This window comes from Loigolactobacillus bifermentans DSM 20003 (assembly GCF_001434575.1).
GTDB lineage: Bacteria > Bacillota > Bacilli > Lactobacillales > Lactobacillaceae > Loigolactobacillus > Loigolactobacillus bifermentans.
In genome coordinates, this window is sequence record NZ_AZDA01000140.1 from 101,354 (window position 1) to 126,601 (window position 25,248).

The 25,248-nt window shown below is 46.3% G+C and carries 25 protein-coding genes and 1 pseudogene; 12 read left to right on the forward strand and 14 right to left on the reverse strand.

All coding sequences use genetic code 11. The features are described 5' to 3' along the window. Positions 1-109: 109 nt before the first annotated feature. The 8 genes from FC07_RS14730 to FC07_RS14765 form a co-directional block, all read right to left on the reverse strand. Positions 110-505, reverse strand: coding sequence for a DUF1828 domain-containing protein (locus tag FC07_RS14730; protein WP_057905835.1), 396 nt, complete (start codon positions 503-505; stop codon positions 110-112). Positions 506-629: 124 nt separating this feature from the next. Beyond that, a complete protein-coding gene (locus FC07_RS14735; protein ID WP_057905836.1) occupies positions 630-1,631 on the reverse strand; it encodes a WxLIP family cell surface protein in 1,002 nt (333 codons plus the stop codon). Between the two features lie 59 nt (positions 1,632-1,690). Continuing rightward, the gene (locus FC07_RS14740) at positions 1,691-2,317 is read right to left on the reverse strand and encodes a WxL domain-containing protein (protein ID WP_057905837.1); all 627 of its coding nucleotides are present in this window, start codon (positions 2,315-2,317) and stop codon (positions 1,691-1,693) included. Between the two features lie 242 nt (positions 2,318-2,559). Further along, on the reverse strand, positions 2,560-4,368 hold the full coding sequence (locus FC07_RS14745) for a GGDEF domain-containing protein (protein WP_057905838.1): 1,809 nt from the start codon (positions 4,366-4,368) through the stop codon (positions 2,560-2,562). A gap of 131 nt (positions 4,369-4,499) precedes the next feature. Next, entirely contained in the window at positions 4,500-6,926 is a 2,427-nt protein-coding gene (locus FC07_RS14750) for a hypothetical protein (protein ID WP_057905839.1), read from the reverse strand. Positions 6,927-6,947: 21 nt separating this feature from the next. Continuing rightward, the gene (locus FC07_RS14755; protein WP_057905840.1) at positions 6,948-7,940 is read right to left on the reverse strand and encodes a WxL protein host-binding domain-containing protein; all 993 of its coding nucleotides are present in this window, start codon (positions 7,938-7,940) and stop codon (positions 6,948-6,950) included. Positions 7,941-8,020: 80 nt separating this feature from the next. After that, positions 8,021-8,686 carry a WxL domain-containing protein gene (locus tag FC07_RS14760; RefSeq protein ID WP_057905841.1) on the reverse strand — a complete coding sequence of 222 codons (666 nt, stop codon included), beginning with the start codon at positions 8,684-8,686 and terminating at the stop codon, positions 8,021-8,023. 308 nt (positions 8,687-8,994) lie between these two features. Next, the gene (locus FC07_RS14765; protein ID WP_057905842.1) at positions 8,995-9,681 is read right to left on the reverse strand and encodes an EAL domain-containing protein; all 687 of its coding nucleotides are present in this window, start codon (positions 9,679-9,681) and stop codon (positions 8,995-8,997) included. A 261-nt stretch (positions 9,682-9,942) separates the two neighbouring features. Here FC07_RS14765 and FC07_RS14770 point away from each other — a divergent pair. Then, positions 9,943-10,506, forward strand: a pseudogene (locus tag FC07_RS14770) (recombinase family protein). A gap of 114 nt (positions 10,507-10,620) precedes the next feature. Here FC07_RS14770 and FC07_RS14775 read toward each other — a convergent pair. Beyond that, the gene (locus FC07_RS14775) at positions 10,621-11,154 is read right to left on the reverse strand and encodes a sigma-70 RNA polymerase sigma factor region 4 domain-containing protein (RefSeq protein ID WP_057905843.1); all 534 of its coding nucleotides are present in this window, start codon (positions 11,152-11,154) and stop codon (positions 10,621-10,623) included. 293 nt (positions 11,155-11,447) lie between these two features. Between FC07_RS14775 and FC07_RS14780 the strand changes: the two genes are divergently transcribed. The 6 genes from FC07_RS14780 (at position 11,448) to FC07_RS14800 (ending at position 15,494) form a co-directional block, all read left to right on the forward strand. Then, complete coding sequence (locus tag FC07_RS14780) at positions 11,448-12,236, forward strand: hypothetical protein (protein WP_057905844.1); 789 nt, start codon at positions 11,448-11,450, stop codon at positions 12,234-12,236. Positions 12,237-12,533: 297 nt separating this feature from the next. Beyond that, positions 12,534-13,367: a conserved phage C-terminal domain-containing protein gene (locus FC07_RS14785; protein ID WP_057905845.1), complete on the forward strand. Its 834-nt coding sequence runs from the start codon at positions 12,534-12,536 to the stop codon at positions 13,365-13,367. After that, positions 13,345-14,688 carry a DnaB-like helicase C-terminal domain-containing protein gene (locus FC07_RS14790; RefSeq protein WP_057905846.1) on the forward strand — a complete coding sequence of 448 codons (1,344 nt, stop codon included), beginning with the start codon at positions 13,345-13,347 and terminating at the stop codon, positions 14,686-14,688. Before FC07_RS14785 ends, FC07_RS14790 begins: the two co-directional genes overlap by 23 nt. Before the next feature lie 14 nt (positions 14,689-14,702). Then, complete coding sequence (locus FC07_RS15955; protein ID WP_155797785.1) at positions 14,703-14,864, forward strand: hypothetical protein; 162 nt, start codon at positions 14,703-14,705, stop codon at positions 14,862-14,864. A 98-nt stretch (positions 14,865-14,962) separates the two neighbouring features. Next, the gene (locus FC07_RS14795) at positions 14,963-15,175 is read left to right on the forward strand and encodes a DUF1659 domain-containing protein (RefSeq protein WP_057905847.1); all 213 of its coding nucleotides are present in this window, start codon (positions 14,963-14,965) and stop codon (positions 15,173-15,175) included. A gap of 82 nt (positions 15,176-15,257) precedes the next feature. Next, on the forward strand, positions 15,258-15,494 hold the full coding sequence (locus FC07_RS14800) for a DUF2922 domain-containing protein (RefSeq protein ID WP_057905848.1): 237 nt from the start codon (positions 15,258-15,260) through the stop codon (positions 15,492-15,494). Positions 15,495-15,774: 280 nt separating this feature from the next. Here FC07_RS14800 and FC07_RS14805 read toward each other — a convergent pair whose 3' ends face one another. Beyond that, entirely contained in the window at positions 15,775-17,133 is a 1,359-nt protein-coding gene (locus FC07_RS14805) for an amino acid permease (protein ID WP_057905849.1), read from the reverse strand. A 328-nt stretch (positions 17,134-17,461) separates the two neighbouring features. Beyond that, positions 17,462-17,923, reverse strand: a complete 462-nt coding sequence (locus FC07_RS14810) for a hypothetical protein (protein WP_057905850.1) — start codon at positions 17,921-17,923, stop codon at positions 17,462-17,464. 285 nt (positions 17,924-18,208) lie between these two features. On the opposite strand from FC07_RS14810, the gene FC07_RS14815 reads away from it, so the two are divergent. Beyond that, the gene (locus FC07_RS14815) at positions 18,209-18,448 is read left to right on the forward strand and encodes a helix-turn-helix transcriptional regulator (protein ID WP_083483361.1); all 240 of its coding nucleotides are present in this window, start codon (positions 18,209-18,211) and stop codon (positions 18,446-18,448) included. 35 nt (positions 18,449-18,483) lie between these two features. Here FC07_RS14815 and FC07_RS14820 read toward each other — a convergent pair whose 3' ends face one another. Further along, a complete protein-coding gene (locus FC07_RS14820; RefSeq protein ID WP_057905852.1) occupies positions 18,484-18,861 on the reverse strand; it encodes a type II toxin-antitoxin system HicB family antitoxin in 378 nt (125 codons plus the stop codon). A gap of 275 nt (positions 18,862-19,136) precedes the next feature. On the opposite strand from FC07_RS14820, the gene FC07_RS14825 reads away from it, so the two are divergent. The 4 genes from FC07_RS14825 (at position 19,137) to FC07_RS14835 (ending at position 21,132) form a co-directional block, all read left to right on the forward strand. Further along, on the forward strand, positions 19,137-19,295 hold the full coding sequence (locus FC07_RS14825) for a type II toxin-antitoxin system HicA family toxin (RefSeq protein WP_057905853.1): 159 nt from the start codon (positions 19,137-19,139) through the stop codon (positions 19,293-19,295). 66 nt (positions 19,296-19,361) lie between these two features. Then, positions 19,362-19,766, forward strand: coding sequence for a type II toxin-antitoxin system HicB family antitoxin (locus tag FC07_RS14830; RefSeq protein ID WP_057905854.1), 405 nt, complete (start codon positions 19,362-19,364; stop codon positions 19,764-19,766). Positions 19,767-20,279: 513 nt separating this feature from the next. Beyond that, positions 20,280-20,735: a DUF6978 family protein gene (locus FC07_RS16425; RefSeq protein WP_420814205.1), complete on the forward strand. Its 456-nt coding sequence runs from the start codon at positions 20,280-20,282 to the stop codon at positions 20,733-20,735. A 16-nt stretch (positions 20,736-20,751) separates the two neighbouring features. Beyond that, entirely contained in the window at positions 20,752-21,132 is a 381-nt protein-coding gene (locus FC07_RS14835; RefSeq protein ID WP_057905855.1) for a DUF1828 domain-containing protein, read from the forward strand. 118 nt (positions 21,133-21,250) lie between these two features. Here the strand turns inward: FC07_RS14835 and eno are convergent, their stop codons facing one another. Continuing rightward, positions 21,251-22,543, reverse strand: a complete 1,293-nt coding sequence (gene eno / locus FC07_RS14840; protein WP_057905856.1) for a phosphopyruvate hydratase — start codon at positions 22,541-22,543, stop codon at positions 21,251-21,253. A gap of 147 nt (positions 22,544-22,690) precedes the next feature. Next, the gene (gene aroA / locus FC07_RS14845; RefSeq protein WP_057905857.1) at positions 22,691-23,986 is read right to left on the reverse strand and encodes a 3-phosphoshikimate 1-carboxyvinyltransferase; all 1,296 of its coding nucleotides are present in this window, start codon (positions 23,984-23,986) and stop codon (positions 22,691-22,693) included. Positions 23,987-25,248: the final 1,262 nt, after the last annotated feature.

Below are 25,248 nucleotides of genomic sequence, written 5' to 3' on the forward strand. Positions count from 1 at the left end.
AAGCCGCATTGCAAACGGTTTACAGGACATGGTTGACATGTAACTGCGCAGAAAAAAAGCCTGACCGCACCTTGATCGGTACCACCAGACTTTTCATACGCATCATGTTTTAGGACCGCGGCATCAACAACGTATTCAGCGACAAGATTGTCTGTAACAAGCGACTTTTAGCCATTGGAAAATCAGCCTGACTTGCTAGTATCTGTAACGCCTGATCTTTTTCATGGATCTGATGCAGCTGCAACTGTTGCTTCAAAAGGGCCTCGTTTTCTGCTTGAAAATCAACCCCTAAATCGGCTAAGTTACTTAAGGTCCAGCCATCATCCGTGATCAGCAATTGACCAGCGTCTTGTGCCACCACATAGATTGAGATCTCATCCGAAAAGGGATCTAGCAACGGCACATCGATCTGAACCGTTTGTGGGTTAATGGTGCGGTAAGTGGTGTTTGCCTGTGCCCACTTGGCATCGGCGATTTGTAATTGTTGGGCATTAAGTACCGTCATCACACATTCCTCCTTTAGAACCGTTACACTGACCTTATCATGCTCACTGGCTTGTCCCAAGCGATTTGTTGTTTCAAAAAAAATCCAACCGCTCAAACGAGTGATCAGACTTTAAAGTTGCAACTTAACGTTTTTTCCGTGCACCTAACCAGTAGAAGAAGCCGCCCACAATGGCGAGAATCAGCACGATGATGATAGCCCATAGCCACCAAACGGCGCCCCACCGGTTAACGTGGGTGATTTGTTTTGTAGCAGTGGTGGCGCTAATGGTAAATGGCCGGTTAAAGTGCCAAGTTTTGCCGCGGGCCTTAACGGTGATGTGGGCCAGATAACGGCCAGGAGTGGTGATCTTCTGCCCGACATTCATCGTGTAGTTAAAGTTGGACGTTGGCGCCATGGAACCATTGGTTGTGTGCTGGCGATACAGCACTTTTTGGTGCCCTGGTTTGGTCACCATGGTTTGAATGCGCATCCCTCGGAAATAGGTTGGCTGCACATTGCGCAACTTGGCCACAGCTGTGAGATTATCGCCATGATTAGCCGTTTTGGCTGAACCCATTTTCAGCTTTGGGGCCAGCCGGTGGGGGGAGTCTTGGCTCATGGAAATGCCGATCGTCATGGCAAACCGGTTGGTGACATTGCTATTCGTCCCCGTTTTACGGGTGTTGCTATAAACATAGAAACCGCCTAATAGCATCCCTTTGAAGCCTTTTTTAGGGATTTGATAAGTAAACGTCACTGTTTTTGTGGTTTTAGCCGGTACCGTTACCGTTTGTTTTTTAGACAAAATCTGAGTCAAATTATGCTTAGCGCTGCGATCTAGCTTACGTTTGGTTGGCGCATAATCAATTTGCCCGCCCTCACTTGTGGTGGCTTTAGTGGGCGTGATGGTGAAACTTTGATCCGTAGCACCATAATTTTGAATTTTTATACCAACGCTGCCGGTTTGATTAGGGTTAACTTTCAACTGAAAATAGCCTAAATCGCCGCCAACTTGTTCACTTGGATACGCCGCTGGTGACACTGTAAAATTAGCGCCTGTATCAGCCGCTTGAACCGGCGCTGCAAAGCCTAGCAAAACACCCAACATTATAACGCCAAATAACCATTTCAATTTTCTAAACATTTATAAAGTCTCCTATGAAAAAAGGCTGCGGTTTCCCGCAACCTTTTTGATTGTTTGGTTTATTGTGCGGCAGTTAAGTTCCAAGTAACTGTACCGTCATATTGGCCAGCTGTGAAGTTTGGTACTGCTGGTAACTGTAAAGTTGCGTCGCTGGCCTTATCAAACGTATAGATAGACGTACCCGCATATGCATCCTCATTTGGGATAACGGTTGCCGCTGTGGCATTAATTGTTGCACCATTTATTTGTACAACACCGTCTGCACTACTATTACTACCAGCAACAGCATTAACCGTTAAATAAGCATTTGGTAATGTCGTGCTATCGTCATTCGTGTTATCATCATCCTTCAGTGTAAAAGGCGTCGTCAAGCTAGCAGTTAAATTCCAAGTATGATCTCCTGCACCACGCGTATCCTTAACCTGTAGTGTACTAGAATCCGGATTCAAATCCTGCTTACCACCTAAGGCCAACGTTGAGGCGTCAACGTCACCAAAATTAAATGTTGGTGTACTAGACAATTCCAAAGTCCCGTTATCAGTGACGCTAAATGATGCTGTTGACTGCCCAGAATCACTGTCCTTTGTGGCCGTTGTCGCATCCGCCTGCGCTGTAGTCGCCATTAAGCCAGTGGCCACTAGTGCCGTTGCTAAGCCTAGTGAGCAAACTTTTTTAAAACTTACCATGAATCTTATCCCCCTTAACTAATGACTATTTTCTATCGTTCGATCTGGAAAAAGGTTGCCAGCGGGCAGCTTCCCGTTAACCCCACTCTTTCCAGTGCTATACGTTCACTTAATCATAAGCTTATCGTTGGCTTCATTCTAGCTTATTGTCATTAATAAGTAAATACTTTCTAATTTAATCAGTGTTTTATGTGACGTTGTGTTACCAATTGGCGATAAAGCTCACTGTCTTGTCAGTAAGCTTAGGCCGTGAGTGGTAATTGCGGCTTGCCAAAATAATAGCCTTGGAAATACTGAATGCCTAGGTGTTGCGCCCAGGTGACTTCATCTGGGAATTCTAGGCCTTCTAAAATAAAGCTAATTTCCTGGCGCTGGGCAATGTCCAGCCAAAATTGAATGCGTTCGTGAATGCGCGCGCTGCTTTCTTGACGGCGTAGATTTTGAATGGCAAATTTCACACCATTGACGTAAGGCAATAACTTCTGAACCAATTCATAACTGTTATCGCTGCCCACATCGTCAATATAGATCAAAATCCCGGCTTCCCGGTACAACGCGGATACCCGGCGCATTACGGTTACGCTGGGCACATCGGTGATCTCAATGGTCAGTTGTTGCGGACCGCGGCCGGAATGCATATAACTCACCAAGGATTTCGCCGTTTCAATGTCACTAAATTGGGCTAAGGTTAAATTAACGTTCACCCGTTGCACGTTTAACACCGTTAAGGCTTGACTGATCAACACAATTTGTTTATCCACGGCAATGTCAAACCGCGCCGGTAACCGCCACTGGTCACTTTGACTGTCGTAGCGACGTAACAATAATTCAGCCGCCCAATGGACGCTGCCTTGGGCATTGACCCCTTCGATGGGCTGGGCAAAATAAGCAAGTTGGTTCACATCTACATCCCGGTCATACGTCGTGGTTTGGCCTTCCACCGTTAACACATCGTGACCATGGATCTTGCTAATGTACAAGCTATCGTCAGCCCGTTTGTACAGGCTGTCCACGCTTTGATCCTGTTCATGTAAGGTGGTGACCCCGGCTGACAACGTTACCTGCGCCGTGGTGTGTTCCACTGGAAAAGCGGTGGTGCGTACCTGCGTCAAGCATTGATTCACCACGGTAATGGCCTGGGCTAAGCCCACTTTAGGCAAAAGCAGCGAAAACTCCTCGCCGCCTAAATGGTTCAACTGATACGCCACTTGGGTTTGGTCTAACACCTGCCGCAACGTTTGGGTCACCGCCATTAATGTGGCATTGCCGGCCATGTGACCGTAAGCTTGATTAAATTGTTTAAAATGATCCACATCAAATGCCGCCACAGTTAACGGTTCGTGGTGCACTTGGGCGCCGCGAAATAAACTGGCCGCCACCGCCCGGTCCTGGGCCACGGTGGTGTCATTGACCACATCATCGTAATCGATCAGGGCCTGCATTTGTTGATCCAATAAAAATTTCCGGTGGGTACGCGCCCAAAATAAGGCCACAAACGTACAGATCACCAAGTACATCCCGGCTGCCTGCCAGGCCAGTTGCGCTGTAAACGGCGCCCACGTCACATCCAACCAGAAACTGAACACCATGCTCACCGTGATCACAAATATCCAATGGGGCGTGTGCCGCAACATGTGATGGGTGCGCCGAATCAACAAGAGATTCACAAGCAGTAACACCAATAACGGCCAATTACGGGTCAGCGTACTGCCACGTTGGAGACCCCAAATCACCACCACCCCGAGGCCACGCCAAGCATAGCCCCAATTGGTGACGGCTTCATCAAATAACGGCAAGACAATCATGGCCACGCCGATGTTAGCTAACATATTGCTTTCCATAAAGCCCTGATAAGTACCATATTCAAATAATAAGGCCACCCCTAAAGGCAACAGCCACTGTAACACCCGATAAGTCGCGCGTAACTGCTGGGTCACTAACGTCGCTTGGCGCCACAGATAGCGCTCAAACGACACAAACCCTGTGATCAAAAACGTTGCTGCCAGGGTTTGCACGAGCCAGAGGCCTAACGGTAAATTGACTTGATCCAAGTTTGAGACCTACTTTCTAATGCGCTCGTTTTCCAAAAACGACATCTTATATCAGACAAAAAGCTTTAAAACTATCTAATTTTAGTATACGGCACTTTTCAGAAATTTAGTAGCGCAACATTAACCAATTATCACTTCGCAGCTGGTACCGCCGTGTTTTCCCCAGCCGTCCAGGTAATGGTGCTGTGGTAGTTGGTGGCTTGGGCAGCAGGGGCCGGGTCAAGGGTCATCTCAGCCGCAAGATTGCCTTCTAAGCTGAAACCTTCCTTCGTGGTAGTGCTCCCAAATAACGTCACCAGACTGTTATCATCAGAAACGGTGTGCGCTGCGACTAGAAATTTGTCGTTATCCTCAGCCGACGCTAAAATGCCAGAACCCGCAAGGCTAGTTGTCGGCTTAAATTTAAATTTCAAATGCACACTGCCCCCGCCAGAATCACCGGTTAAAGTGCCGGTTTGCGATTGAAACGGTGAGACTTGTGCCGAAATCGTCCAATGTTCGCCGCTTCCCATGTAACTGCTAAAAGCAAAGGGCGTCCCACCAGTCGCAGTTAAAGGCTGGTTGGCCGTTTGAAACGTGCCATTGATGATTTGATCCAGCCGCGGTGCGGTACCCTGGTTCGTAAACGTCAAATCACTAGGCAACAGATCGATCTGCGGCACCTGGTCCCCGGTCACTTGAACCATGACAATATTGGAGTAAATATCTTGATCATGATAATGGATCTTCATTTGGTACTTGTCCCCGTAATTGCGATACGTGATAGCGCCTAGGGACATATAAGTCTCGACGCCTTCCGCTGACATGATGTGCTTTGCCACCACGCCACTTAACGCCGATACAGATTCGCCGGTATAAGCTGGCTGATTGTTATTATCACCACTGGCTAGTGTTTCTGGAAACGTCACAAACTTGATGGCCGCACTGGTATCGGTACCCACATCATACGGGTCGTAAGGTGTTAACGCTAACGCGGTTACCTGAATGGTTTGTTTCACCACCACGTGTAGTGCAGCGTCGTCCGGGGTCGTGGCCACTAAGTCAATGCTGCTAACATCATCCGTTGTGGTGTTCGGGTCTAAAGTGACTTTGCAAGTGCCACCGCTAGTCGGGTCTAACGATACAAGGCCACTTCCTTTTTGATCAATTTCAGTAGTGGTGTCATGTTTGTAAGCTTTCCAGGTCATCGCATCAGCTAAATCGCTTGGCATCGCCGCATTATCCTTCTCACTCACTAAATTAGCCGTCACATTATCCGTTGGTGCTTGTAACGCATACGTGCCCGCTGTCTGAACAGTACCAGCCGTATCCCCTGCCAAAGACGTTGCGTGCGCTTTATTGGCAAATAAAAAGTCCCGCTGATCCTTAAAGGTGATCGCATAGCCCCCGGCATCCTTTTCCAGTTGCTTTTGCGTTTCAACTTCTGTATTGATCTCATTTAACGTATCGTTGATGTCTTGGGTCAGTTCAGTGGCATCCCCACTGCCTGATTTGTACTGCTGAATCAGATCAATCAGCTTGGCAATGAGTTCCTTCCCTTTCGACTGATCCAGATACTGTGAGTTTTGTTCGATGCCATCTGAATCAGTGGTCGATGTATCACTATTTGAGCCAGTCTCTAAAACCGATAAGGTATCCCCGTTACCAATGCCCGCCGATTTGGGAATGATCCAAACCCATTTTTTCGAGTCCGGCACTTTTTCGGGAATGGTCTTATCGTCAGCTGTGGCGTCACCTTTGATCGACCAGTGAATCTGATCCCCTGCCAAAGTCCCAGTTCCGGTGGCAATGCCGGTGTAAGTTTCCCCATCCACCGTGATCGGTTCCGGAAACATAAAGATATTCGCAACCGTTGGCTTTAAATCGATTGCGAAATTCAAGGTCCCCGTTTGGGTCTTAATGTAGGTTGAACCACCGGTTGTTGCTTCAGTATTATTAAACTGCTCGCTGACACGCAGCCGCTTGAGGCTGGTAACGTCTAAAGCGGCCATTGCCTTTTTTACATCCACCGTGATCGTGATTGCGCGCTTCACTGTCACAGTGTTGTTTGTATTTGAGATCGGGCTACTGCCACCAATGGGAATGTAGGATTGGCCTGCTGCAACAGGACTCGTGCCTGTACCATCACTAACGGTTACCCCGTCTGTGTTAAAATCCATCCATTTATTCGCCGTATCCGTTGAAAGCACTAATGTGAAGTAATTAAAGCTGTTACGCCAGCTTTGCTTAAAAGCCGACGTTGAAAAGCTTTGTGGCTTGATCACAAACGTCAGCGTGGCATCCTGGTTGATTGCAATTTGCGACCCACTGGAACGCACACCACTGGCCGTCACTTCTGACATTTTAAAATAAGGCACCACATTGCCACTTTTCGCATTGCTTAACAAGGTGCTATTTGACCCGGCATCAATCGAATCCGTGGTGACATTTTCGCTGTACATCCCATTTGTTATGAGATCTTCACTACTGTCGTCGGCCGCCACTCGATTTCCTGGTATGACCATTAACCCAATACAAGTGGCGAATAGCCCAACCCAAAAAGCCAATCGCTTTGTCATCCATTCCGCCTCCAATATCGCTTAATGTTGCTGCTTCCGGCGCCGCCATAAAATTACGCCTAATAAGGCAATGATCACCACCGCTAACCCGATCAAGACCCACACATACCACGGTGTCCCTGGCGTGGTAATGCTGGTAGCCGAATCAATGGCTGCCGCTTGCTTGCGAGTCACCGTAAAGTGGCGAGTGAAATGCCACTTGCGGGTACCTGATTTAGCGTCTAACTGCAAGGTGTACTTGCCGGCCCGTAAGCCATCTGTCGCCAGCGTCGCAAAGTCATAATGCGCGTTTGGCGCCATGGCCTGTTTGTGCGCCGTACGACTGAGCAAGACCTTTTTGGAACCTTGTTTGGTGACCTTGGTTGTCACCGTCATTTGGCCAAACAGCTCTGGCTTCGGGTTTTGTAACCGGGCTAAAACGGCCGCTTGGTGATTTTGTTGGCTGTAACGGACTTTGGCAATTTTTAAATCTGGATGCACGTACTTTTTGCTGGTGCGTAAGTTGATTGCCGTATACATGCTAAACCGGTTGGACAAACTAACCCCTTTGCCCGAGCCGCCGTAAGTTTGTGGGTCAATGGCGTATAACGCCCCTAACTTCATCCCTTTAAAACCCTTTTGCGGAATATTTAACGTAAACGTCACCTGCTTCGACTGGTGAGCAGCTAACGTGATGGTTTGTTTGCCAGCGGTCATGCTGGTTAGCGGGTGCTTTAACGTTTTATCCCGATTTACCCCAGGGGTGTAGTCGATTTGTCCGCTTTGCGTAATACCAGCATTGGTGATTTGTACTTGCACGGTTCGCTTTGACCCCGCTAAATTCGTCACTTTACCAGCAATTTTCACCTGACTGCCTGGTTTAGCCACAATATCAAAAATCCCAGCCTGTTTACTTTGGCTGTCACTTAAAACAGGCGTCAAGGTAAAACGGCTGCCACTTGCCGCATGCGCTGGTTGCCCACCAGCCAACACCAACCCCAACACAACACCGATCAAGGCCATTAATTTGCGCATCAAAATTCCCTTCATTTCCTATCAAAATAAACCTTCACAAGGTCTTGTGAAGGCTTTTTAAAGACTTGTGGTGCGAATGGTTAACTGTTTGAAGTATCGTCAGCAGCAGGAACATCATCAGAAGTTTGACCAGCACCTAAAAGCCAATCAATGGTTGTACTGTAAGTACCCGCCTTGACAGTTGTATGTTTTGGCAAGACTAACGTAGCAGCTTTCGTAGTATCTGACACAGCATCCTTTGTGGTTGTGCCAAACGTAGCCGTTGTTTTACCAGCACCAGTTCCTTTAGCGGCTGTTAATGCTGTGCCATTCTGTTGTAAATTGGCACTTGCCAAAGCTGGATCTGTAATATCATCTGCAGTAACCGCTGCATCCTTACCGTTAAGCGTCATGCTGTCTGCACTAAACTTATCACTACTGTCAGCATTGTGGAATTCACCTAATTGCCCTTGTAATGTCCACCCAGCATCATTCCCTGAGTAATCTGTGACTTCTAAATCACCCGATGCAGAGCCATTTAAGGACTGAGAATTTGAAATCAAGGCCTCTTGCCCAATTGTGCCGAAATTAAAGCTTGGTACACTTGTAAGTTGCAAGCCTGCTTTATCGTCAGAAATCGTAACTTCAAAATTGGCATTACTGTCAGTCTTATTTTCCAAATTATCCGCCGCATGAGCCGTCGTCGCAACCCCTGCAAATAAGCCAAGTGCTAACGCAACACCGGCAGTTGTTAATGCTTTTTTCATGTATATCCCTCCAAAATATGTGGTTATTATCACAGTTGCATTTATCATAGCATAATGCCATAAATAAAGAAATAACTTATTATATAACGATATTATTGGGAATAAACCGAACAATTTGTTTTTTTCAAGAAAGCGGCCAATTCACAAGGAATATTGCACAAAAAAAATAATAATATGTGATTAGCATATTATTATTTTGTCATAATTTTTGATGAGTCAACGATATGTTACATCTCAAATCAAAATGTTCAAATTAGATTCAACTGTTTTTAGTCAATCATTGTAAACTAGCACTTATTTCACATGTTCTAATTAAAATCGGCAGCGATGGGTAGAATATGCGGTTGGCCGAAATAATAGCCTTGCACAATATCAGGATGAAACGCGGCAATCAAACTATTATCCGTGTCATATTCAAACCCTTCTAGTGCAAATGTTTTTTGCTGACGCAACGCCATTTCTCGCCAAAACTTAATTTGTGTGTGAATTTCATCCCCTGGCAATCGGCCACGTACATTTTGCAACGCATACTTGTATTCCACTGTGTAAGCGGCCATGGTTCGCACCAACTCATATTGGTTCGTACCGGTGCCCACATCATCTAAGCACACCGCAAGCCCCGCCTGTTGGTAAGCCTGTGCCGCATGCACTAGCTCCTGCAGTGTGGTGCTAGCTGTCCCCTTACCTTGACGCTCTGTTAATTCCACATATAATCTGATTGGCGTCTGTGCCTGCAGCGTTTTTAGTAGCCGACAGTAATTCAAATCCACAAACTGTTCTTGATCAAGATTAAACGAAATACAACTCAAGCCCTGTGGAAAAGTTTTCAACGTCTCCGCCAATAAATGAATGATCTGTTGCGGCTTAAACTGACTAAAATCAGCTGGCAACCGCCAGTCTTCCCCTACCGTAGCCTGTTCACGAATAAATAATTCATATCCAACTAATTTTACAGTCGTAATCGAATACTTCGGTTGCGCAAAAAATCGAATCAAACCGCCATCCCCCTAATCATGAGCTTATGGAATAAAACCGTCTCATAAGTGTTAAGTTATGCTACTTTTTTTAAAGTGAATCATTGCTCTAAAATGGCTCTTTTTTAAGCCATAAATCGAATTTTCATACCGATTCTATAATAAAATAGAAAAACGCCGCCGCTTTTTTGACCGTCTCATAACTTAACAGTTGTGCGACCCTCTTATCAGTTGACCCTCATGAAAACAGCATGAAATAATTAGTGTAAAGGAGCTGACCTTATGAAAATCGGTTACGCGCGTGTTTCGACCTTACAACAAGAATTAACCACTCAAGTACAGGCTTTGCAACAAGCTGGTTGTCAGCAAATTCTTTCAGAAAAATTCACTGGCACTTCCGCCCAACGGCCTGTATTCCAAGAAATGTTACACTAACTAACAAGTGGTGATACATTGGTGGTCACTAAATTGGACCGTTTTGCTCGTAATACGTATGAAGCACAGCGTATTATCCATCAGCTTTTTCAGCGTGACATCGCCGTTGAGATCCTTAATATGGGGACAATTGAAAATACGCCGACAGGGCGGCTGATCTTTACGATTTTTTCCGCTTTCGCTGAATTTGAACGGGACCTGATCGTCAGTCGGACACAATAAGGAAAAGCTTATGCCAAAGCCAACAATCCCAATTATCGGGAAGGCCGGCCGCCCCGGTATTCGCAAATACAGTTAGATCAAGCTTTAGCCTTGACCCAGCAACATACCTTTGCACAAGTAGCCGCCTTGACGGGTATTTCCCGTGCGACTTTATTCCGAGCCGCTAAGCGCCAGCGTCAAACTGAGTAACCCCATAAAATGATTCGCTAACGCTTATATCTTACTAAGAATTCAATAAAAATACAATTTAAAAATTACCCTGTTAAATGATAAATTTTCTAATCCACCAATTGCCCAAAATCCTCAATCGAGCAGTTTTGGCCCAATCCATTTCCGCAGGCGGCGATGGATCCGATACACTTGGCGCACGCTGCTCCCCATGCTATCCGCAATCTGAGCAGCACTACAGCCGGCCATGCGCAAGCGGAGAAAGGCCAGTTCTTCGTCACTACACCGATTACAGATCTCTTGATACACGGTGGCCTCATGGACGTGCTCCACGTAATTCGGCGCCGGTTTGATCATCCCCAAAATAAACGGCGCGCCATGATAAAAATCTTGCCGGCGTTCCTTGCGCAAAAGATGTTGCAAGTCCCAAACTACCGCGCGGCTAATGTACCCTAGCGCATTGTTAAAATTCACAAACTGGGCCTGCAGCGGTCGTTGCATGCACGTACAATAGGCGGCAATAAAGGACAATTGCGCCTCACTTTTAAAATCGTGATAATCTTGATTTGCCTTGGTGATCTGGCATTTTTTTAAGGCACCGTGGACGATTTCAGGATAAAGGCGTAAGCATTGAAAAGCATCCTGCACGATTGGGGCTTGTTGTTTCATTGGTTAAATCCTTCTTTCACAAGTTATGCGTTTAGTTTAGGCAAAGGCCGGTTTTGCGTCAAAATGCAAAATCAGGTGTCTTAAACAGAAATTGCGCATTTCAGTCGTGAAAATCGGTTAAAATCAGGATTCTCATTGAATTATTTGCGCCTTCACATCAAAAATAAAGAATCAAGAAAGCGCTTTAATCTTTGATTTTGTGTAAATTTTGAAAAAGTGCTACTGTGAAAATAGCGACAAGGGGTGACATCTTTAAGTTTGGGAATGCTATTTTTAAAAAGGAGTCTTTTTGAATGACCATTGATCTCAGCACCATTTCGCACCAAGAATTGCAACAATTGGCAACTTATACCGCCGATAACACATTGGGCAGTGACATCGTGTATCTGAAAAGTTTAGCCGACCCAATCATCCTCGATGGGCACGTGTGTTGTTCCCTGTTGATCGACAAATACGGGCACGTGTTTTTATCTACCACCGCCGAAAGTGGTTACTTTTGCGCCTTACAAAAGCGCACAGAACACTACTACCACAGTCAAACTACGGAGAAACTGTTGGGAATCTCACCGGCACCATTTTGCTTTGGTGCCATGATCTACTTGCGCTTTGGAGGACGTAAACAGCGCAGTTGGCTGGCGTTTCATGAGGTGGTTGATTTTCACGAAGCCCCTCAGCACCGGGTGCAGTGTAAATGTCACACAGGCATTTCGTTGATTTTGGATGAAGATTACCAAGGCTTTAAAGCCCAGGCTGATCAAGCGGTGCAGCTGGCTAAATTTCGGCATTATACCATTATCGCGCCTTTAAACGTGGTGCCAGAATGCTTCTCCCACTTGCAATACGCCAGTAGTTGGGTGTGGCGTCATGCCCACGATGATCCGGACACCTTGGTGATCGACGGGCAGCCGCAGCCCAACGCTGTCACGGCCTTTGACTTTAATACTTACACGGAACAATGGCTACTAACGCTGTTCACGCAAATTTTGAAGCAGACGCCAGCGTTAACGGAAGCAGATGATGCCCTAATGGCCAGTGTGACCCAAGAGGTCCATCAGTACTTAAACAAGTACCAACGCGAATAATGTCTAAAACTGGTTATAACTGGTTCTGAAATGGTCAAAATGGCATTTTGACCATTTTTTTTATGGGCGATTGTAATTCGTGGCACGAATTACAATCGATTGCACACAACTCATTTATTTGGGGTGATTTCTGTCACAGATCGGTTCATTTCCTGTTTTTTTGAAAGGCGCTTAAACGCTGTTACACCAAGGCTCAGCCGACTTGTAACACAAATGTAATAAAAAAAGTTGGCACGCTTCAGGGGGGGTCGGGTTTTATATAAGCGTAAAGAGAAAAAAATAAAGGAGCTGTTTTGTTTGGCAATTTACCTGCACTTAGACCGTTTGATCGGATTACCAGAATATCGTCAGCTACTCAGTGACCACAGTCGTGTGCGCTACCCGGCGCATTACTTATGGCTGCGGTTGTTGATCGAAGCAAAACGGATCAACGATCACGGGCGGTTTTCCCACTCACGAACCCAGCCTTACACCATGAAGGCCATCGGTCAACTGACCTACATGCCCAATCCGCGCACGCTGAAACACGCGTTAGACCTACTACACAGCCTGCAGCTGATCACCGTGAAGGCACACATTATTTACGTTTCCCACTGGGACTATCTCACGCGCCAAGCGGAACATCAGCTTATCCCGGCCGCTACCCCGCCGACTGACGTGCAACCGCCGTTTCAAAGTGAACGACGCTACCCACTGCCCAAAGTGCCCCTTACCGAAGGCCTTAAAAAACAAGCCCGGGACTTGTTATTTGAATTCAACCGAGAACAACCTGACCTGAATAACGGTCAAAACCTGCGCTACGTTATTTTTTGGCTGCAACAAGGCTACAACCCGGCGACACTGGCTCGGGTCTATCAGTTCAAACGCGCCGAGTGGCAACGTTCACCGCGAATGCAACCGTTTATTCGGCCCAGTACCATTTTCGGGGCGAAGTTTCCCAGTTACCAAGCTGCCTTACCGGCTCCCCCGCACGTCCATCATTTTAAAGGCCCCACTGCGGAAGCCGCGCTGACCAACTTGTGTGTCGCTTGTAATTTCGACGTGGCGGCGATTTTAAAACAAGCGGCGCGGGAACACCTGACTACCACCGAAGCGGAGGTGACCGCCCTTGTCCAGTCTCTCCGAGTATGAATTTGGCGTTGTGAACTACCTGGTTTGTCACCCGCAGATCATTAAGCAGATCGACTTAGACCCCACTTGGTGTAGCGCCTTACAGTATCAGCATTTAGTCACCATTTTGCAAAACCAGAACGGTGATTTTAAGGACGCGGTGGCGGTGCGTTTGGCCTTTGATCAAGAATACCCTGGGGAGATCGATGACTTGTTGTGGGGCCAGCTCCACGTTGAGATCACCCAACAAAAGCACTTTAACAGTTTGCTAAAAGGTTTAAAAACCCGCTACCACCAGCAATTACTTAGCCAATACAGTTACGATTACACCAAACTTCCCACCGCCGACAATCTGAACAAGCTCCAGGCCCAAGCTCAGTTGGTCCAATGCTTGAACCAGCCCACCATTACCACACTCACCATGTCGGAACAGGCCAAAGCCGCCGAACACCGCCTGACCCACACCTTAGCGGCCGGGTTAAAAAGCTTTAGCGGTTTGGATGAGATCTTAGGCGATGGCTTGCGGGGCGGCACCTTGTGGACCATTGGCGCCCGCCCTGGGATCGGGAAGTCAGCGTTTAGTCTGAACTACATTCAAATGGTGCTGGCCCGGCAACCGGCGGCTTACGTGGATCATTTTTCACTGGAAATGACCAGTACTGAAAATTTCCAACGCCTATTGGCCTATCACACCGGCATTCCCGTCAGTCGTTTGCACAATCCTTGTTCCCAACTGAAATCGGCTGAGAAAAAGCAAGTCCGCGCTGTTTTGCCGCAACTCGCTCAGCAACATTTATGGCTCCACGATAAATTTTTAGTGCTCCCTGAAATCATTAAAGTCATTCGCGAGCACGTCCAACAAGCCCGCCAAGCCCAAGAACCTTACGTGGCGTTGATCGACTATTTACAGATCACCGCTTTAACGCGAGTGCGGCAACGGCTCACGGATCGTCGTTTGGAGATCGAGGCGATTACCCGAGAACTGAAACTGCTGACCAACGAGCTGGACATTCCCATTATTTTATTTTCCCAGCTGAACCGTGAACTGGAAAAACGCCCGGACCGCACCCCGCAGCTAGCCGACTTGCGAGAATCTGGCAGTATTGAACAAGATTCCAACTGCGTCGCTTTTTTGTACCTAGATGACCCAATTGCTGAGCGTAACCCCCAGCGCCCGATCAACTTGATTTTTCGGAAAAACCGCTCAGGCCGCCTAGGAGAACTGCACTTCACATTTCACACCACTGAAATGCGCTTTGAGCCTTTGTATGAAAATGAGCCTGACGTTCAAGTCCCTATGCCAAATGGGGGCATGTTACCGATGAAACCCCACATTCCCTAAGGAGGAACCGAATCATGGAAAAAACCACTGTGACCCACGCTAAAACCCATTTTAACCGCTACGTCCGCGACGTTGCAGCCTACAACGAGCTATTGCGCATTGAAAACCAACGCACTCACGAGGCCGTGATCTTAGTCTCTGAGCGCGTTTGGTTGGAACTCGCCGCTGCCGCCTGAAAACTTTTTTAAAAAAGTTGGCACATTTATCAGGTCGCCGGGCTTTATATACATGTAAGCTGGCCAGACTTACTAATCTAATCAAGAGGTGTTGCACAATGAAAAATTGGATCAAAACAAACGTTGAAATCAAAGTTGCCGGTGACAACATTGCCACCGAAGCAAGCCGGATCTTCCACGATGTGAAAGCCGATGTTACAGACGCCCAATTGGATCAACTGGGCCAAGTGGTGGAAGACCTTTCGGATGATACTTACGTGGCCGCTGTGGTGGTGAACTACCAACGCCATGAAGCAGGCGCCGTCGCCTAATCAGTGTTCGCTGTGTGCTGCTGTGCAGTGAACCCCGTTGCTAAAACTGACCGCATGTCGATTGAAAGGAAGCGTTTATTGAATGAAAACATTAGACTTAGAATTTTTAAATGAAGTCGGTAAAGCCAAGCACTTGCGCCTGGCTTACGCCAACCAAGACCTGGATGAAACCACCGTGAAACACGCGATGGACACCATTGCCGGCCTGAAAATGTTCGAAAAGGATCTTGTCAATCCTTACGCCACCCCACGCGCGGCGACTTACATCGAACGTAAAGTCACACCGATTTTCGGTGGTGACGATACCGAAGCCGCTTAGTTAGCGGTACTAAAAAATGGTCTTGTCCTAGGGGGCAAGGCCGTTTTTTTAGGGGGAAAGAACCGGCCTTTGTGCGCATTTGTCCTAGTTGGTGATGAGCGTTGTCGCTATTTTTAAAACGACAACCTGCTAGAACCACATTACAATTGCCTAAAAGCTTGTCATGCTTACGGCTAATATTCGTGAACACAAAACCACATGACACCCTAAAAAATAACGCCAACAAAAAAAGTTCGCACTCACAGTAACAAACTGTGCTTACGAACTTTTTGAAGTAGCGTTAATCGACTTTGACTTTGCCGTGGAACTTCGCAAAATAAAGGATGGTCATGATAATCAAGAAGCCAGCCCCCACCATGATCGAGATCCGTGTTTCAGCGTTAAAGAACATGAAGATCAATGTCACCGTTAAGAATGCCAACGTGATGTAATTAGACCAAGGTGAAAATGGCATTTTAAACGGATGTTGCGCCATTTTGTCCTTGTGTTGTTTTCGAAATTCGATTTGACTGATCAAGATCACAAACCAAGGCACCATGCCCGGTAGCACACTTGAACTGTAAACCATCACAAAAATGTTGTCCGCGCCTTTTGAAAACAGCGGCATGATAAAGTCCAGCACCACACCTAAGAAAATCCCAATTGAAATGGCAATGACAGAATAAAAAGGCACGCCATGCCGATTCAACATTAAAAAGCGCTTTGGCAATTGACCGTTATTGGCCAGCGTATAGGACATGCGACTGGCACTATAGATTCCAGAATTTGAACCTGATAACGCCGCCGTGATCACCACAAAGTTGATAATCGATGCCGCTGCAGTGATGCCAATTTTAGCGAAGGTCTCCACAAACGGTGAGCCAACGTTATTCAATTGGTTCCAAGGATAAATACTTAAAATCACAAAAATAGCGCCAATGTAGAAAATCAAAATCCGAAAAACTGTTGAGCGAATCGCTTTCACCAACGTTTCTTGAGGATTTTGCGCTTCCCCAGCCGTAACACCAATTAATTCAATGCCTTGATAAGAAGCCAAAACGATCGATAAGGCAAAAATAAAGCCTTTAAAACCACCGGTAAAGAAGCCGTGGGTCCAAATATTTGAGATCCCGATGGGGTGGAAATGATTGCCGATCCCGAAGACGATCAACCCTAATCCGATAATGATCATTAAAATAATGGTCACAACTTTGATCAAGGCAAACCAAAATTCCAGTTCCCCGAACATTTTCACTGAAATCAAATTGGCTAAGGTTAAAAAGGTAATCGCAACGATCCCCGGAATCCAAGCCGGTAGCCCTGGCCACCAAAACTCAAAATACCCACCGATAGCGATCATTTCCGACATCCCCACAACGACAAACTGAAAAATATTGCTCCAAGCGGTTAAATACCCAGCAATCGGGTGAATATATTCTGTTGCAAACTTTGAAAATGAGCCGGTATCAGGATCGACGTATAACATTTCCCCCAAGGCGCGCATGATCAAATAAAGAAAAATACCAGCGATCCCGTATGCAATCAGTACAGATGGCCCCGTCCATTTAATCGTAGAGGTGGACCCCATAAATAAGCCAACACCGATCGTCCCGCCTAGTGCAATCATTTGCATTTGGCGTGCACTTAATTTTCGTTCCATAAGTTTAGTCCCTTTCACATCATCATGATAGCAACCGACCTGCCATACCAAGTTACGCACAGCGCTAAGCGGTCGCTTTACCCCTATCATGATAATTAGTTTCGTCTGAGAATAATGGTACACAAACTTAGAAACAAGTGCAAATCGAATTCGATATCATTGGCTAAAAATCGGGTAACTGCGCGTATTTTTAATTCCAAAATTAAAATTGAACGCTTTTATTTTTAAAATCACATGAGCAAACTCTCATCATTCACTACGAAGTGATTCCCTTATACCAATTTTTTTGTAGCCCCCAAAGCTTACCTAACATCCTATTGGAAGCTGATCAGGCCACTGCTTGTAACGGCTTAAACCAACTGGTTAACAGTAATTGATAGGTGGCTTGGTCCAATTGCACCCGATAACACCGCCGCTTATGCTGAGTCTGAAACATCAACACACTGTAGTCCTGGGAATGATAATCGATCTGGACGGGTTTTAACATCACTCGGCTACCTTCAGTATGCAAACTACCATCCGCCAATTGAACAAAATAAACATTTTTTGTTGTCCCATTGTTGATTCCCATTAAGCGCCGCGCATCGGCCTGATACACATCGAGTGCAATATAATGGAAGGTTTGGGCCCAGCGTTGGCTTTCAAGTGCTTCAAATTTTCGTTGCCGATCAAACGTCGCGTCTTGCCGATTCGTCATGAAAAAGCCCACTGCACCACTTAATAAAAACGTCACCCCTAACACCAGCAATAACATTGCAACCCCATTTACTAAATGCCAATCAATCCACATCGCGCCAAACTTCCTTTCTCAAATGCCGTAACTCTAGTATACAAACATGTGTTCTATTTTGCAAGCGCTAATGAGAACAAAAAAGAACAACCGCGATTGACGGCTGTCCCCTGTTTGATTTTGAATTTAATCATAAGCACTTATTTTGCGCTGGCCTACCGCCCTGTAATCTGTTATGGTGAGGGCAAGTACCCACGCACAAAACCGTTTCACTGAAAGGATGACACAACACTTAACGTGTACACTGAAGCCGTCACAGTCGATCTGGATGCTTTTATCGCTGAAATGATGCAAGACGCCAGTCATCGTAAAGCCATCAATGCCGAAAAAGCAAAACTAGCAAGTGCCATTGCTGTTTTAGAAGCCCGGGAAGCCGCTGGACTTAGCCAACAAACCTTAGCGGATCAAGCGGGCCTCCCTCAAACCACTATTGCGCGAATTGAACGCGGCAACAACACCAGTATTGAGACGCTAGCGAAAATCGCCTCTGCATTAGGGAAAACCGTCTCTGTTGCACTGATTTAGCGCTGATGTCAGCGCCACCAAAACAGCCCACTGTTTTAATTCAGTGCTTGTAACTGCCGTAATGCGTTGGTGGTAACGCGCGACACGTTGATTCGATTCAGCCGCGCCCAATCGTCGAGATCACTGGGAATACTAATGTTGCGCCGTACCCCTTTTGTGGGTAACGCTGGCTGTGGCGTAACCACCAAGGCCACTAATTGCTCGTTAGACGCTAAGGGCCAATCTTGCTGAAATTCCACTGGCGGCGTAACCGTTAACCGTGTCACGGCTTGCCGAATTTTCTGCAACGCTTCACCAAATGTTTGTCCCTGGGCCACCACGTCTGGTAACCCAGGAACTGTCGCCCTAAAAGACGTGCGCCCTTCCTGCACTAACGCCGCTATGATCACTGGCCAAACTTGTCGCGTGGTCATCTGCCACCGCCCCCTTTACCGCCAGCTTACACGCTAAAACAGCAAGAAACAACGATGTCGCTTTTTAAGACTGATTTTGTAAAAAGAAGCTCACAAATTTCATTACTTCAACGTTAACCACCGGTGAACAACTGCCGGAAATAGTTATTATCCACAGTCTGCAACTTTTTTAGGGCTTCAGTGGTGATCCGTGACACATTCAAATTGATACGCATAAAATATTTACTCTTTAATGAAAAGTATGTATAATATCAGTATAGAAAGCAGGTAAGCACATGCCTATGAAACCGGAAAAGCTTGAAAAACTTGTGCTTCAGCAAGGTTTTAAGCTTGTCGCTCACAAAGGAAAAGGCAGCCACCGCCGCTATCAGCATGCGGATGGCCGAACGACCGAAATCAACTTTCATTCCAAAGAAATCCGAAAAGGCACTTAAGAAAAGATTTTCAAGCAAATTGGGCTTAAATAAGTTCAATTAGCATCCGTTTTAGGAGATGACATGATGACCGATAAAACATTAGTATACCCCACCATTTTCGCTGAATACCATGATGATGGCGACTACTTTACGGTAACAAGCCCTAATATTCCCGGTATGGTCACACAAGGTGATACCCGACAAGAAGCGGCTATCGAAGCAGTGGATGCAATTGCAACCATGCTTGATGGTGAAACCTACCCAGCAGCACAAGATCCAAAAGATTGGTCACTAGCCGCTAATGAATCGATCGTCTATATCACGGTTAACATGAGTGATTGGTATCGCGAAAAAGAACGCGCATTAAAAACCAAAACTGTGCGGCGCACGATCACATTGCCTGAATATCTAAACGACCTGGCAAAAGAACGTCAGGTTAACGTGTCTCGAATTGTCCGTGAGGCTTTAGAAAAAGTGTTAGAAGGGTAACGCTTTAATGAGGCTCAGATAACCCCAACTTAATCAAAGGGCGGCTGGATTTAGCGTTGTTGGGAGCAAATTATAGTTTGTTTATCCTTTAGAGAATAACTCGGCAGATCAGGGCAACTGATCTGTTTTTTTATTTTAAAAATAGGCTCAAAAAAGGGCGCCCAATTTAATGAGCGCCTCACAAAAAAATAAACCGCCGGTACAATCAATGAATGTACCGGCGGCCACGTCAATAAAAGTCGTTTAGAACTTAGCGAAATCCGAAAGCTAGTTCGTGATTGCCAACTATCTGTTCAAATCTACATTAAGCAAGATAGCTATAAGGGATGGCAACATTAGTATAGCACCATCCGCTAGAAAGAGCAAACTTTTATTGAGATAAGCTAAAAAATATTTATGGTGGTTGAAGACCTTTTTTGCAGAATTAGCACTCATTAAAAAAATATCATGATATTAACGTACTTTTTATTAACAGGCGTTTATAGCCTGATTAAGAAAGGAGCACGTCATATCATGTCTTCAAATCAACTGACTCACCTCATTAATTTACCGAAATATCTCGACTACCCGCCTTCATACCTGATTGTACCAAGATCTGGTAATCATACTCGCTACACACTTCATTCATACCAATTGCAGTTTGAATTGGATATTAACCGGGCAGGCCACCGCTTAGAGAAGTGTACATTCCAACTCCGACAACAACATCTCATTTTAGTACGTTTAGATTTAATAGGACGTACGCATTTAAATCCACCTGGGAATTATCCCTATGCAAATCAAGCAATACCTTGTCCCCACATTCACTTGGCCGATTATCGATCAGATGGCATTGCAATTGCATTGCCATTACCAGCTTCAATTGTTAGAATCGACATATCAGATGCCAACATCCTATTGATACTGATTATTTTTTTACAGCGTATAAATGTCGTCAACCGAAATTATTTCACATATAAGGTTCATTAAAGGAGGAGCACATACCATGGATGTCAACGCGCTAAACACCAGTTACACCAACTGGTTCAAGCAAAATTTCAAATTTACCAGTCATCCCGATTTCATTGAGATCCAGACCCCATTTACCGATCCGCTGCACGACTACATTGCCCTTGTCCTGATCCCGACCAAAAATGGCTTTTGTCTCAGTGATGATGGGTATACCTTAAATGAACTGGCCACGCGAAATTTTGACCTCACCTGTGCCCAGCCGGTGTTACAGTCCTTGGGCATCACCGTCAATGCCCAGCAAGAACTCACCGTTACATTCCCTGATCTCGCCGCCTTACCAGCCGCACAAAATCGTTTGATCCAAGGCATCTTGCAGCTTTACGGCATGGCGGCCACACCTTTTCCCACCCAATAGCGATTTTAATCAACTTCACCCGCAATCACCGCCACGATGGCGGTGATTTGCTTGCCGGCACGCAAAAAAAAAACGCCGAACCGCAGTCCGACGTTTTTCAAAAGCTTCTATTTAAAGATTAGTCAAAGTCAACGTTGTGTGGGAACTTAGCAACGTGGGCTTGGCCGTCTAATTCTTCTTCGATGCGTAATAATTGGTTGTACTTGGCAACACGTTCTGAACGGGCCATGGCACCAGTCTTCAATTCGCCACCAGAAACGGCAACGGCGAAGTCAGCAACGAATGTATCTTCAGTTTCGCCTGAACGATGTGAGATCATTGTTGTGTAGCCGTTCTTCTTAGCTAAGCGAATGGCTTCAACTGATTCAGTAACAGTCCCAATTTGGTTCAACTTGATTAAGATAGAGTTTGCAACACCCTTCTTGATCCCCTTACGGAAGATGCTTGGGTTTGTAACAAAAATATCGTCACCAACTAATTGAACACGGTCGCCAACTTCTTCAGTGAACTTAGCGAAGTTGTCCCAGTCGTTTTCAGAGAAAGGATCTTCAATTGAAATGATAGCTGGGTATTTCTTCAATAAGTCGTTTACGTAGTAATCACGTAATTGGTCAGCGTTGAATTCGTGGCCTTCAAATGTGTAGATACCAGTTTCTTGGTTGTAGAATTCTGATGAAGCAGCATCCAAAGCGATACCAATATCTTCACCAGGCACGTAGCCGGCTTGTTCGATGGCTTTGTAAAGCATGCTGACAGCTTCGTCAGTAGACTTCATGTCAGGGGCAAAGCCACCTTCGTCGCCTAAACCAGTTTGGAAACCAGCTTCTTCCAAGACCTTCTTCAAGGTATGGTAAGTGTCAGCAATCTTTTCGATCCCATCGCGGAAGTTTTCTTTCTTGATAGGTGTGATCATGAATTCTTGGAAGTCGATGCCGTTATCAGCATGTGCGCCACCGTTGATAACGTTATGGAATGTTTGTGGTAATTCGATGTTGATCCCACCAAGGTAACGATACAATGGTGTACCAAGATCGTTAGCAGCAGCACGGGCAGTTGCCATTGAAACGCCTAAGATAGCGTTAGCGCCTAAGCGTGCTTTGTTTGGTGTGCCGTCTAAGTCGATCATGATTTGGTCGATTTCAGCTTGATTAAATGGTGAAACACCCTTTAATGCGTCGTTGATTTCAGTGTTAACGTTGTTAACTGCTTTGCTAACACCTTTACCCATTAAACGCTTGCCGCCATCACGTAATTCAGTTGCTTCAAGTTCACCAGTAGATGCACCTGATGGTACTGAGGCGCGACCAACGGTACCGTTAGTTAAAGTAACGTCAGCTTCGACAGTTGGGTTACCACGAGAATCAAATACTTCGCGAGCCTTGACACTTTCAATTACTGCTTTTAAAGACATAAAGTTGTTTCCTCCTTAAAGAAAGTCGCATTGTCAATTTCAATTAACACTGCATTTCATTTAACATAGTAGCACCTTATATTTTGAATAACAATGAAAATGAGCGTTTTTTTGAAAATATCTTTGGAAAGCGTTTTCTGGCAGTGCTTACAGCAGGTTTGCAAGGTCTTGGAAGAAACTGGGATAAGAAACATTAATGGCCCCAGCGTCATTTAATGTTAAGGGTTCAGGGCTTAACAACGCCGCCACCGCTAGCATTAAGCCGATCCGGTGATCGCCGTGACTGTCCAACTGATCCGTGGTGGTTGGCCGCAATGGTGTGGGGCCGGTGATCACCATGCCATCGGGCTTTTCCACAATGTTGGCGCCTAATTTCCGCAATTCAGCGGTGACAGTGGCAATGCGGTCGGTTTCCTTCACCCGCAATTCACCGGCACCAGAAATCGTGGTGACCCCTACCGCTTGGGTGGCCGCTAAGGCAATCAAGGGCAATTCGTCGATGACGTTGGGAATTTCTGCTCCGCCCACGTCCGTACTATGTAGCGCCGCTGGCCGAATGACCAAGTCCCCCATACTTTCGGAGCCGGGTTCCACCTTTTCCACTTCGATGTTGGCCCCCATGCGACTGAGCACGTTGAGGAAGCCAGTGCGAGTCTCATTTAGACCCACTTGTTTCAAATGCAATTCACTATTCTGAACCAAGGTCGCCGCTGCGATCATGAAGGCCGCTGAGGACATGTCCCCAGGCACCCGGAATTGTTGGGCTTTGAATTGTGGTTGTTGGCCAATGGTCAGCTGCAACCCTTGCTTGTCAATGTGCCCGCCAAATTGTTGCAACATCCGCTCCGTGTGGTCACGGGTTTGGGCTAATTCCGTGAACACCGACGTGCCTTCCGCCTGCATGGCCGCAAACAGCAGCGCGCTTTTCACTTGGGCACTGGCCACTGGAATCGTCATGTTCACTGCTTGTAACTGATGATTGCTGGCAATGGTTAACGGCAGGTAATCCCCGTCGGTGGCGGTGATTTGCGCTCCCATTTGTTGCAACGGTGCGATCACCCGTTTCATGGGCCGTTTACTTAACGAGGCGTCTCCGCTAAAGGTGATGGGAAAGCCTTGTTTACTGAACAAACCCATGAGCAAGCGGGTGCTGGTGCCTGAGTTGCCGAGATCAATGGTGTCCTTACTCGGTCGAAAGCCATTTAAGCCCACCCCTTCAACCGTTACCGTTTCATCATCATGCTGAATTTTAACGCCTAGCTTTTCAAACGCGCCAATGGTGTGCAAACAATCGTCCGATAATAGGAAGTGTTTAAATTCGCTGGTGCCTTTTGCCAAGGCGCCAAACATAATGCTGCGGTGAGAAATACTTTTATCGCCTGGCACGGTGAGTTCCCCGCGTAGGCCAGTTGAATGGTAAGGTAATGCTTTCGATTCAGTCATTGATTTTTCCTCCAATTTTTAAACAGCAACTAAAAAACCAGCTAGGCAGTCATCTAGCTGGTTTCTGGTCGGTTTATCCGTATGGAAAAAAAGAATGACCCAGCTAGATTCTCACGTCTAGCTGGCACACAACAATAGTGGCTAAGCTTTAGACGCGAACGCGTTTTCCAGGCGTCCGCATCAAAGCTGCGGACGCTAACTAAAGTAGTAGCCCCAATAATAGGTATTAAGTTGCGTAAGTTGTGTGGTCATTTCAAAATTCCTCTCTTATAAAGCTTGCTTTGATTAAAACACATTAAGATTATCCCGTCAACCCTAATCTGATTTTAATTTTGTTCAGAATTCGGCAGGCGCTTGGTAAAACGCGGAGGAACGCCCTCCGGAAAAGCGGGGCTGGAACGCTTGTGGCTCGCTTCAGAGCTAACTTTGGCGAAGATCGCCAAAGTGGATCTCTTCCGTCTCGCGTGACTACTAGGCGGTAAATCGCCAAGTATCACCGTCACGGCTGAGCCCGCTTTTCCTCCGGGCTTGAATAGTACACCGTTAACAGATTCATGACAAACAACATTAAAACGGCTCGCAAGACGCTTGAATAACAGTCAATCTGTTAAGTGGCACTTTAAAAATATGCATCAAATTTTAGGCAATCACATTTGGCTTTCAAACGTCTCGCTATCAAAAAACGTGCGTTAGACTATTATGCCAATAATCTAACGCACGCTTCAACATTCATATTTTTTAGACAGAAATTGCTCGCCCACTTGATACCGGCAAGTATAGGCTACATAGCAGCTTACGGCTAATTCTGATGACAACAACAAATTTAAGTCCGAAGGCACAAGTGGGCTCAGCGCCATGTTTCTTGCGGGCGGTCTTCCCACAAGAATGGACAGCGCCCGACAATTTTAGCTTTGCGTTAGCAAAGTATCCCTAGTGCACTTAGTAGCGCCATGTTTCTTGCGGGCGGTCTTCCCACAAGAATGGACAGCGCCCGGCAATTTTAGCTTTGCGTTAGCAAAGTATCCCTAGTGCACTTAGTAGCGCCATGTTTCTTGCGGGTGGTTTCCCCACAAGAATGGACAGCGCCCGGCAATCTTAACTTTGCGTTAGCAAAGTATCCCCAGTGTACTTAGTAGCCTTGAAATTGTCGTTAGCGATTTATCGCTTACGACAAGGTCGAGCTTTGAAACAAGTGATTTTCTTGGTTCAAAGTCGGCCCGCAGCGTTCCAGCCCCACTTGTGCCGTAGGACGACTACCAACG